Raw genomic sequence first — 10214 nt, 5'->3', positions numbered from 1 at the left:
CAACTGCTTTCTGCACGGCAGTAAAGTATACGTCAGAAACTAAAGGCGCAAGGGCGCACACGAGCATTCCACACCTAAGGCGCATATCGAAAGGGGTCTCACGTGGCGGATAACCAGCATTCATGCGAAATCGCACCGGGCATTTTCCTTATCAAGGTACCCCTGCCCGAAAACCCGCTTAAGCAACTGAATTCCTATTTAATTTTCGATGAAGACCGTCCCACGCTCGTGGACGTCGGCTTCAACCGCATAGAGTGCGAGCAGGCATTGCGCCGAGCCCTCGATGATTTTGGCCTCGATTTCCAAGACATCGATGTGCTTGCGACACATAGCCACCCCGATCACGTGGGCAACCTCGATCGCATTTGGCGTCCGAGTATGCGCGTATACGCCCATATGCATTCATTCGAAGAGCCGCGCATCATGAATAAGCTGCAGAGCAGCACGTTTTTGCCCATCGTCGACGCGGTGACCCTGTGCGCCGAATCGCAACGCCAGCCCTCGCGCGTATTCTCGACCGACCTTTCCGCCGTGAAGGGCGACTACCCCGTGACCTATCTGAAAGATGGCGACATCTTCCGCCGCGGAAACTACCGCTTCCAAGTCATCGAAACGCCTGGCCACCATATGACGCATATCTGCCTCTATGACGAGGCATCGAAAATCATGCTCACGGGCGACCATGTGCTCGAGCGCATCACCCCGAACATCTCGTCATTCATGCTCGAGACCGACGAGCTCGGCGACTTCCTTGCGAGTTTGCGGAAGGTACGCGACTACGACGTGAAATTGGCTCTCCCCGGCCACGGAGAGCCCTTCAGCGGGCTTGCGCGACGCGTAGACGAGCTCATCGCCCACCACGAGGCGCGCCTCACCGAAATGGAAGACCTTGTGCGCGCCGGCCATCACGACATCATCGACATCACAAGTAACGCGAGCTGGAAATATCCCAATTGGGAAAGCTGGGCAATGGAGCAGAAGTTTTTCTCCCTCGGCGAAACGCTCGCCCACCTCGTGCATGACGTGCATTGTGGGACGATTCGCATGATTATTGAAGGCGAAGTCGTCGAATTCTACCTCGCGGAATAGCGAGGAGGTTTCGTTTCGCTATACACGAACAAGCTTGGTCACGGCGGTTCTGCCTTGCGGCGGCTTCCCCAAGGGCCGTCTGAGTTCATGCATGCTTTTATTCAAAAGCTAAACGAAGCCAGGCGAGCGCATAGTGAGCGCAGCGAACGGTAGCGAGCCGTGGCCTTAGGGAAGCCGCCGCAAGGTAGAACCGCTCGCCCAAATATCCAACAAAGGCGCATATGAAAAAGGACGCTTACGCGTCCTTCTTTCTATTCGAACTTGAAATTCTTAAGCGCGGCGAATTGGCTCGGCTTGCCGGAATCGGTTCGCACGACATCGTCCTCGACGGGCTTGCAGCCGCAAGGGCCGTCGTTGAGGTTCGCGCCGCATTGCGGGCACAAACCCTTGCAGTCTCCAGCACACAACGGCACATAGGGCAAATCGACCAGCACGGCAGCCCTGAGGATAGGCTCGAAATCGAGCTGGTTGCTCTCGGGAAGATAGTCGAACTCGTCTTCATCCATATCTTCGGGCGCTTCCGATTCGCCCGGAATAATAAGATACGCCTCAAGCTCACCATTCACATCGTATTCGACTTCGTCGAGGCAGCGAGAGCATTCGGTCGCAACAACGCCGGTGATGGAGCCCGTAACAAGCAAGGCGCCGCCAACATTGCTCACAAAAGCGTTCCACTGCATGGCACCAACCGTTTTGTAATGGTCGGGGCCGAAGTCAAACTCGCCCATGTCATAGGTTCCCTCGAAAGAAGAGCTCTCCGCCGGGGCGAAGAGCTCTGCAGGAACGTCTATGACCAGCGGATTATTTTCCACGGTCGCAGCCATTAGCGGCCGATTCCCTGGTTGTTCAAGCGATCGCGGCAACGGCGAACGCTCGTGATAAGCGTATCGAGGCTCTGCTCGACGTGGCCAAACACCTCGTCAGCGTAGTCTTCGGCGCCAGCGCGCGTCTGACGCTCGAGCTCGCGGGCGTCGGCCATGATGGTGTCGGCCTGCTGCTGCGCGATGCGCACGATTTCCTGCTCGCTGGCAATCGTCATAGCCTGGCTGCGAGCGTCTTCGATGAGGCGAGAGCTCTCGGCTTCCGCATCGTCGAGGAGGCTCTGGCGCTCACGAACGATTTGGCGCGCCTGCGCGAATTCGCCCGGGAACGTATCGCGAATTTCATCCATAATCTCAAAAGCCGCGGTGATGTCGACTTGGCGAAGATTGTTCTTGCCGAACACCGGTTTCGAATCCTCAAGAAGGATAGAGAGTTCCTCAATGAGACCGAGAACTCCTGTTTCGTCCATTGCATCCCTTTCATGCCTGCTGCGAATATGCTGCATTTCAATACACTGCGGAAGGCCGCAGGTTGCTTTCATTGCAATCGATAAGATACTTGGCACCTTATCGCAAGTCAAACTATTCTAGCATGAAAAACGAGCGCGCAAGGCTTTCTCCACACCAGGCGTCACAAGCTCAGAAATATTGCCATGGAACGAAGCGATTTCGCGCACGATAGAGCTCGACAGGTACATGTATTGCGGCGGAGACATGATGAACACGGTCTCGATCGAATCATTCAAGCGATAATTCGCCGCGGTCATTTGGAATTCGTATTCGAAATCGGTAATGGCGCGCAGGCCTTTCACGACGAACTTGCAGTCGATTTCCTCGGCGAAATGCACGAGCAAGTCGTCAAAGCCCACAACCGAAACGTTGTCCAGGTGGGCCGTGGCTTCCTTCGCGAGCGCGACGCGCTCTTCGAGCGTGAACAAGGGGCGCTTTTTGTCGCTTTTCGCAACGCCCACAATAACCTCGTCAAACATCTGAGATGCGCGGGCAATGACGTCGATGTGCCCATTGGTAATAGGGTCGAATGTACCCGGAACCAACGCTCTTCTCACGATAATCCTCCTTATATGGGAAACGCATTCCCTTCCACTGCGTTATTCCGCAGGCTCAGCGTCTTCCTGAAACGAAAACAGCACGAAGCCAACCTTGGACTTGCCAAAGATTTTGTTCGCATGAATCTCAACGGACTCGCCCGTTTGCTCGATGAAACCCGCTACGTCAACCTTCGAATGGTGTTCGTAGGTTATCACTGCATCGGGCGCGAGCATACCACGCTCACGCAACGTTTGGACGAACGCCCACACTTCTTCGGTAGGATACGCGTACGGAGGATCCAAAATCACGATGTCGAAAGGCGCACCGTACACGGGCGGCGTGGCAAGCACATCGGCCTGGCGAACGCGAGCGCGCTCCTGCGAAAGCTTCAACATATCGATATTGGAGCGCAATGCTTCGAGAGCAGCCTTGTCGCGTTCGAAAAACACCGCCGATTCGGCGCCGCGCGAGAGACATTCGATGCCAAGGGCGCCGCTGCCCGCAAATGCATCGAGCACATGCGCGCCCTCGAGCGAGCCATAGGCCGAAATGAGCGAGCTTATGAACGATTCCTTCACGCGATCGGTAGTCGGTCGCGTATCCATTCCCGTGGGGGCTTTAAGGTTTCTGCCCTTGAAATCTCCTGCGATAACCCTCATCGCACGCCTCCTTTTTTCGCTATGTGCGTCTTACGCTGCGCTTCAGCGGAAAACACCGCATCCACTTCGCGCAGATAAAGCTTTGATTCAAGCGTATTCGCACGAACCTGAGTTTCCATATATTCACGCGCGTCGGCGTGAGCGGCCTCGATCACAGCTCCGTCGCGAACCACGTTCACGAGCTTGAGCACCGAGGCGCCATGTTGGCGATTGCCTAAAATATCGCCTTCGCGGCGAAGTGACAAGTCATATTCGGCGAGTTTGAAGCCATCTTCGGTTTTCTCCATAGCCGACAGGCGTTCGCATGCCGCCTTATCGCCCGTGGCTGAAATCAAACACATGAAACCGGGTTTTTCACCGCGGCCCACGCGTCCACGCAGCTGATGAAGCTGAGAAAGGCCGAATTTATCAGCGTCTTCCACAATCATCACCGTTGCATTGGGCACGTCAACGCCAACCTCGATGACCGTCGTGCTCACAAGCACATCAATCTCGCCTGCGCGGAAGCGCTCCATGACCTCGCGCTTCGCCGCCGCCTTCATGCGACCGTGCAAAAGCCCCACCCTATACGCCGAAAATGTTTTCGCTTGCAGGAATTTCGCCTGAGCCTCGGCCGCCTTCGAATCATCGCCCGAGAAATCGTCGAACGAATCGATATACACCGGCTCGCCCTGCTCTCCGGCGGTTCCGGAATAGCCGAAACGCGAGCGCTCTTTAGGGCGCGGCCCAGAAGCTTGCGCAGCCGCGCCGCCCTGGGAGCCGACCAAGGGGCACACGATATAAGCTTGCTCTCCCCTTTTACATGCCTCAAGCGCCACGTCGTAAGCGCGGCCACGCTCGCGAAAGCCATACACCTTCGTCGTGCGTGGCGGGCGCTCGAAGGGAATCTCGCGCAAATACGACTGCGTCATAGAGCCATACAGCGCCAGGGCGAGCGTGCGAGGAATGGGCGTCGCGGTCATTTCGAGCACATCGCACGCCGCACCCTTCGCCATAAGGGCTTCACGCTGGTCAACGCCGAAACGTTGCTCCTCATCAATAATCACGAGCCCGCAATTGTGGCACACCACATCATCCACAAGCAGCGCATGCGTGCCAAAGCACACCGAAATCGAGCCCGAGGCCAAACCTTCGAGAATCGCCTCGCGTTCTGAAGCGGGCGTCGAGCCTGTAAGCTTCGACCAGGTCACGCCCGATTTTTCGAGAAGGGGTCCCAAGCCTTGCGCATATTGGTCGACGAGCACCTCGGTGGGGCCCATCATGAGGGCCTGCTCACCAGAATCGGCCGCCATAACGAGCGCAAACGCCGCAACCATGGTTTTGCCCGTACCCACATCGCCCAAAAGCATATGGCGCATGCGCTCGGGGGCCGCCATGCGCTGCGAGATATCGGCAACCGCACGCTGTTGGTCGCCCGTCAAAGAGAAGGGCACATGTTCCTCAAACGCCCTGCGGGCTGGGCCGTCAACGACGTGCGTGCGCGGCGAAGCGTCACCGAGTTCCGCTTGCGCCTGCTGCATCAAATGCATTTCAAGTGCAAGCACTTCCTCATACACCAAACGACGGCGTGCCTGGGCTTGCTCGGCCATATCGACGGGGAAATGAATCGCGCGCAATGCTTCCGCACGCGGCATAAGGCGATACTTCGCGCGAAGCGAAGCGGGCAGCGGGTCGTACACGCGCCCGAGCTGAGCGAGCGCCCCACGCACGATGCGACGCATTTGGCCTTGCGGCACCTTCTCGGATGCGCTATGCACAGGAATCACCTGACCGGTGACTTCTTCGACGTTGTCGCCATCGACCTTATCGAGGAAAGGCATGGTCATGCGCAAGAAACCGTAGTTGAACTCAACTTTGCCCGCAACGCTTACACGCATGCCGGGGGTAAGCGTTTTCACAAGCCAGGGCTGCTTGAAAAACGTGACGATAAGCGTACCCGTGCCATCGACGAGCGTGACTTCCACCAGATCGAACTTCGGCTTGGGGCGCTTAAGAACGGCCTCATGCACCGTAGCGACAATGGTGGCATTTTCGCCAATGCGCGCCTGTCCGATGGTGCAGATATTCGACATATCAAGGTAGCGCTTGGGGTAATGCGCGAGCACGTCGCGAATCGTCGTGGCTCCAAAACGCGACAAAGCCGCCGCCCTGCCCGACGAAACGCCCGGAATGGAAGTCACGGGTGCGTCAAGAGCCAGGGTGGCGGCCAAGCGGTCAGACATGATGAAGTTGTTGCGCTACTCGAGCGAGAACACGACGGGGTAAAGCGCCTGCTCGCCGCGGTGCGGGTCAATCTCAAGGTCTTCGTAGGCCTCTTCGATGCGAGCGACCAGCGCCCCAAGGTCTTCGTCGCTGAAATCTTCGCCAGCGAGAATCGTCATGGTATCAGCGTCGTCGGCCTCCATGGTTTCAAGCAACGCGAGCACAACGTCGGAGACGTCGGAGCCAACGGCTTCAATGGAGCCATCGGCAATGCCAATGACGTCGCCATCTTTGATGGGATTGCCGTGGGCGTCTTTCGAGTCTTTGATGGCATGGGTGACTTCGCCGGTTTTCACCTCGGCGAAAGCCTCCGTCATGGCCTCGACGTTTTCTTCGAGCGAAGCTTCGCCATCGAAGCCGAACATCGCAGAAAACGCCTGCGGCACGCTCGTGGTGGCAACGACTGCGCACGGCTTCTCGGAAACCTCGACACAGGCCTGAGCAGCCATGATGATATTCTTGTTGTTGGGCAGAATGACGACCGAGTCGGCATTGACCTTGTTGACGGCAGCAAGGATGTCGGCCGTGGACGGGTTCATGGTTTGACCGCCAGAAATAACGACATCGACACCGAGAGATTCGAGAATCTTGGCCGTGCCAGAGCCGGGAGCCACAGCAACGACGCCAAGCGGCTTGTGCTCGGCTTCGAGCTGCGCCTCGATTTTCTCGTTGCGCTCGTCGCTTTGCAGCTTCATGTTGTGGACATGCACTTCAGAGATCTGGCAATCGTGCGTAAGGAACCAGCCCAGAACCTGGTCGGGGCGGTTGGAGTGCACGTGCACCTTGAAGTTGGGGTGCATGCCGACCATGAGGTCGCAGTCACCCATGGTAGGCAGGAAGTCTTTCGCAGCATCAACGTCAATCGTGTTGGAATGCACGAGGAATTCGGTGCAGTAACGGAACGCGGAATCAACGTCCCAGTCGTCGATCTGTTCGATTTCCGCCTTCGGAGCAGGACGAGACATCGCGAGCGCGTCGCCAGCGAAACCTTCCTTGCCCGTGAGGGTTGCGGCGAACGCGTCGATGAGAATAGCCAGGCCAAAGCCGCCAGCGTCAACGACGCCGTTCTCTTTCAGCACAGGCAGGAACTCGGGCGTGCGCTGCACCGATTCATATGCGCCGTTCACGATGAAGTCGAGCGCCTCTTCGGTGTTGAGCTTCTTCTTGCGAGCCTTCTTCGCGGCGGCCGCGGTATCTTTGATTACGGTAAGAATGGTGCCCTCAACCGGTTTGCGCACGGCCTGAAACGCCACTTCGGTCGCGCGAGCGAAGCAGGAATCAAGAGACGCGGTGGTAATGCCCTCTTCTTCGAAGCCTTCGAATCCCTCGCACAAGCCGCGCAGGATCTGCGACGTAATAACGCCGGAATTGCCGCGGGCGCCCATGAGCGCACCCGTGGTGATGGTCTTGCGAATTTCCGCACTCGAAGCGCCAATCGGAAGCTTCGCAAGGTTGTCGACGACCATTTGCATGGTGAGCGACATGTTCGTGCCGGTGTCGCCATCGGGCACGGGGAACACATTGAGGCGGTTGACCTCGTCTTTGCGGTCGGAAAGCGCCTTTTGGGCAGCAGCGATCGCGTTCAGAACTTCATGCGTAGAATAGTTGCTCATATTAGGTGGTGTCTCCTCGATGACCTTTAGCAAAGCTCGCTATTTGCGAACTTTGATGCCCTGAACGTGCACTTCAATGCCATCGAGCGGCACCTGCGCAAACTCATTGAGCACATAGGTAACGTTGTCGATAAGGTTCTGCGAAACGACGGTGATGTTGGTGCCGTATTCGATAACCACATACAGATCGACGTGAATGCCAGCCTCGCGGGGCGTCACGATAACGCCGCGGCGCAGGCGGTTGGCGGGAAGAATCTTCGCGATGCCGTCTTGCAAAGAAGGCGCTGCCATGCCAACGACGCCGTAGCAGCCGAGGGCGGCGGTACCAGCGAGGTCGGCCAGCACGTCGTTAGATACGTGAAGATTGCCGGAAATCTTTTGCGTCATGAAATCGTCCTTTCCCACGACTGCGAGACAAACATTAAGTATACCCGTTTCAGCGCAGGCGCGGTGATACTTTGATACTCAAAGTACTCTTGCACACAAAAAAGCCCGCAGAAGCGGGCTTTTGCGTTTGTGCAGTTGTCGCGCTTTAGCCGCGGACGACCTTGCCGGCCTTCATGCAGGAAGTGCAGACATTCATCTTGCGGGACTTGCCGTCGACGACGACGGAAACCTTCTGAATGTTCGGACGGAAGGTACGATTGGTTACGCGGTGGGAGTGGCTGATGCTGCGACCGGCCACGGGGTGCTTACCGCAAATTTCACAAACCTGGGACATTTCTCTCACTCCATTACTTCAGATAATCTCTGATTACAGGCAAAAAAGCTTGATTACTATAACACACGATTAGAGGTCACACAAGAAAAGTTGTGACTTCTTGTGTTCTGTGTCGAAAACGTGAACGGCAACCTACAAACGGTTTCCGATTCGCATCCGATCGACTCGCGCTCGCGAGCAAAAACCAGGCCCGCACGAACGAGGATGCATCCCTGGTGTTTTAAAACCCAGGAACCTGTTAAACGCTACGAGCATTTAACAGGTTCCGATAGCAAGGAAGCCAAGGTTGAAGGCCATGCAACGAACGTCTAGCCGCGATACTTCTTATCGATGACCATGAGGCGGCCGCAGCTCGGGCATACCGAAAGCGGAGCCTCGGCACGAAGCCCTAACGCGCGACTGTGGTCGAACGTCGTGCGGCATACCGTGCAAGCATTTTCGTTCAAGGCGGAAAGCGCCACCCCTCCCTTCGCCTTCGCGATGCGCTCGTAAGTCGCAAGCAGTTTCGAGTCGTTGACGAATGCGACCATGCGATCGCGTTCAGGCTTGAACTGGTTCACCCTCGCCAGAATCTCGCCGCCCTTCGCGCGGTATTCGGCGATGAGCTTTTCCTCTTTCGCGCACAGCGAAGCCTCAATGGCGTCAATCTCGCCCTCGAGTTTCCCCATTTGAGCGAGCTTTTCTTTATAGCCGGCGATTTCATCGACGAGCGTATCGCGACGCTTTTGGTAGCCCGAAAGCTCCTTGCTGTGCAGCGTAATGGAGCGGTAGTCACCGCCCGCTGTATCGATGAGGTCTTGCGCCACCTTTGATTTGCGCGCCAAATCGGCATCTTCGCCCTCGGCGTGCGCAAGCTGGGTTTGCGTATCTTTATGCATGCCCACAATGGTGCGGCGTTTTTCGGCTAGCGCCGCCTTCTTATGGCGCACGTCGAGAATCGCCATTTTCTGGGGAAGCTCGTCGAGTTGCTTGTTCAGTCGCGCGCATTCCGAATCGATCGCCTGAAGCTTCAACAGCGCCGCGATTTGCTCTTGGGTTACCTGCACTAGACCCTCCTCGTTTCGGGATGCTGCCACGCATCGTTTTGATCGAGCAACGCTATCTTCTCACGAGCAACGCCCACACGAACGCACGATTCGGCGAGAATTCGCGCAAAAGGCAATTCCGACACATCGTGGCCAAGCTCAATGATGCACAGGCCCTGCTGCGACGCCTCAAGCGCGGCATGGTATTTCACTTCGCCGCACACAAGCACGTCAATCCCGCGCTTCACGCACTCAGAAGCCGCATCGCCGGCGCCGCCCGTCCATGTGCATACCGTGGAAAGAGACGTATCCATGGTGCCCCACACGCGCGGTGCCCGACCGAACACCGCCATACAACGAGCCGATAGGTCGCCGAGCGTGAGGCCCTCGCTGGCTTCGACGGCACAGATTTGACCATAGCCGAGCGATTCGTCGCGAGCAAGCGGCTCAAGCACAGTCGAGGGCTTCAAGCGCAGCATGCCTGGAAGCATGGATTGCGCAGGCGCACTCACATCGAGCGCCGTGTGCCAATTCGCAAGCGCCACACCCAAGCGCGCCGCTTCGAACACCACCGAACCCGGCACGCAGGCACGAGCCGAAAGCGGCATGAACTCATCGGGAGCGTCGAGAAACGCAGGATGATGCGTCACGAGCACGTTCGCGCCGAGCTGCGCGGCTTCGCGAACGGCAGACACCGTAGGGTCGAGCGCGCAGGCCACGCCTTCGATTTTTGCCGAAGGGTCGCCCACGAGCAGGCCGGTTCGATCCCATGGTTCAGCGTCGGCCGGCGGAAACATGCGATTCAGGGCGGAGACGAGCTCGCCCACCAACGCAGGTGTCTGCGTACCCTTTTCCGCAAGAGGCCCACGGCCCACATGGCGCAGCCCCCGCTGTTCCTCATCAAACTCGTATTCCTCTTCATTAGCCATAATCGGCCTCCTTGTCTTTCGAGCCGTATTGGTTATTCGCACCTG

Annotated in this window: 11 protein-coding genes; 1 reads left to right on the top strand and 10 read right to left on the bottom strand. The window is 57.4% G+C overall.

Annotated features, from left to right (window positions below):
• The first annotated feature begins 102 nt into the window (after window positions 1-102).
• Window positions 103-1089 carry an MBL fold metallo-hydrolase gene (locus ACWI8T_RS02290; protein ID WP_449137798.1) on the top strand — a complete coding sequence of 329 codons (987 nt, stop codon included), beginning with the start codon at window positions 103-105 and terminating at the stop codon, window positions 1087-1089.
• 251 nt (window positions 1090-1340) lie between these two features.
• Here ACWI8T_RS02290 and ACWI8T_RS02285 read toward each other — a convergent pair whose 3' ends face one another.
• The 10 genes from ACWI8T_RS02285 to ACWI8T_RS02240 all read right to left on the bottom strand — a co-directional run bounded on the left by ACWI8T_RS02285 (window position 1341) and on the right by ACWI8T_RS02240 (window position 10169).
• Complete coding sequence (locus ACWI8T_RS02285) at window positions 1341-1901, bottom strand: YceD family protein (protein WP_449137797.1); 561 nt, start codon at window positions 1899-1901, stop codon at window positions 1341-1343.
• Between the two features lie 11 nt (window positions 1902-1912).
• Window positions 1913-2380, bottom strand: coding sequence for an ATPase (locus ACWI8T_RS02280; RefSeq protein ID WP_114615077.1), 468 nt, complete (start codon window positions 2378-2380; stop codon window positions 1913-1915).
• Between the two features lie 117 nt (window positions 2381-2497).
• Window positions 2498-2977: a pantetheine-phosphate adenylyltransferase gene (coaD, locus tag ACWI8T_RS02275; protein ID WP_114615076.1), complete on the bottom strand. Its 480-nt coding sequence runs from the start codon at window positions 2975-2977 to the stop codon at window positions 2498-2500.
• Window positions 2978-3019: 42 nt separating this feature from the next.
• Window positions 3020-3619, bottom strand: a complete 600-nt coding sequence (gene rsmD, locus ACWI8T_RS02270; RefSeq protein WP_114615075.1) for a 16S rRNA (guanine(966)-N(2))-methyltransferase RsmD — start codon at window positions 3617-3619, stop codon at window positions 3020-3022.
• Window positions 3616-5841, bottom strand: coding sequence for an ATP-dependent DNA helicase RecG (locus tag ACWI8T_RS02265; protein WP_449137796.1), 2226 nt, complete (start codon window positions 5839-5841; stop codon window positions 3616-3618). Before ACWI8T_RS02265 ends, rsmD begins: the two co-directional genes overlap by 4 nt.
• Window positions 5842-5856: 15 nt before the next feature.
• On the bottom strand, window positions 5857-7494 hold the full coding sequence (locus ACWI8T_RS02260; RefSeq protein WP_449137795.1) for a DAK2 domain-containing protein: 1638 nt from the start codon (window positions 7492-7494) through the stop codon (window positions 5857-5859).
• A gap of 39 nt (window positions 7495-7533) precedes the next feature.
• Window positions 7534-7881, bottom strand: coding sequence for an Asp23/Gls24 family envelope stress response protein (locus ACWI8T_RS02255; RefSeq protein ID WP_114615072.1), 348 nt, complete (start codon window positions 7879-7881; stop codon window positions 7534-7536).
• Window positions 7882-8026: 145 nt separating this feature from the next.
• The gene (gene rpmB, locus ACWI8T_RS02250; protein ID WP_114615071.1) at window positions 8027-8215 is read right to left on the bottom strand and encodes a 50S ribosomal protein L28; all 189 of its coding nucleotides are present in this window, start codon (window positions 8213-8215) and stop codon (window positions 8027-8029) included.
• 308 nt (window positions 8216-8523) lie between these two features.
• Window positions 8524-9261 (bottom strand): zinc ribbon domain-containing protein, encoded by a 738-nt coding sequence (locus ACWI8T_RS02245; protein WP_281669000.1) that lies wholly within the window; start codon window positions 9259-9261, stop codon window positions 8524-8526.
• Window positions 9261-10169, bottom strand: coding sequence for a Nif3-like dinuclear metal center hexameric protein (locus tag ACWI8T_RS02240; protein ID WP_281668999.1), 909 nt, complete (start codon window positions 10167-10169; stop codon window positions 9261-9263). The genes ACWI8T_RS02245 and ACWI8T_RS02240 overlap by 1 nt, the downstream gene beginning before the upstream one ends.
• Window positions 10170-10214 lie beyond the last annotated feature (45 nt).

This window comes from Slackia sp. (assembly GCF_977041755.1).
The sequence above is the reverse complement of the archived record's forward strand: the minus strand, read 5'-3'. Positions and strand labels throughout refer to the sequence as shown.